The organism is Bradyrhizobium sp. WSM4873 (genome assembly GCF_055811355.1).
The window spans coordinates 1-603 of the sequence record NZ_JBVVPS010000118.1; the positions used below are offsets into that span (position 1 = coordinate 1).

A 603-nucleotide genomic window follows, 5' to 3' on the forward strand; every position below is an offset into this window, starting at 1 on the left:
GCGGATCGGATAGCCGTTTTGGGTTTGAATCTGCTGCTTGATCTGATTCAATGGCTTCATGATATCGAAGCCGGACGAACTTCCATCGGACCTTGTGAGTGCCCTGGCGGCGCTGCAGGCCAAGCGTGAGGCGCGGCTGCTCGCCGAGGCGGTGGCTGCCAGTGCGCGGGCGGAGCTGTCGGACCACGCGGCGCTGATCGCGCATCTCGAGCTGCGGATCAAGCGCGAACTGTACGGGCGGCGCTCCGAGCGCACGGCGCGTCTGATCGAACAATTGGGATTGGAACTCGAAGAACTCGCCACCACGGCGAGCGAGGATGAGCTTGCGGCTCAGGCCGCGGCGGCGAAGACCCAGAGCGTGCGCGCCTTCACGCGCAAGCGGCCGGTACGCAAGCCCTGGCCGGACGACATCGAACACGAGCGCATCGTTATCGAGGCTCCGACGAGCTGCGCCTGCTGCGGCGGATCGCGGCTCGCGAAGATCGGCGAGGATGTGACCAAGACGCTGGAGGAGATCCCGCGCCGCTTCAAGGTCATCGAGACAGTGCGCGAGAAGTTCACCTGCCGCGATTGCGAGAAGATCAGCCAGCCGCCGGCGCCGTT

The 603-nt window shown here is 65.3% G+C and carries 1 protein-coding gene; it reads left to right on the forward strand.

The window, feature by feature from the left end; genetic code table 11:
* Positions 1 to 58 precede the first annotated feature (58 nt).
* Positions 59 to 603, forward strand: a 545-nt coding sequence (locus AC0L21_RS38000; protein WP_473267128.1) for an IS66 family transposase zinc-finger binding domain-containing protein, incomplete at its 3' end; no start/stop codon positions are given.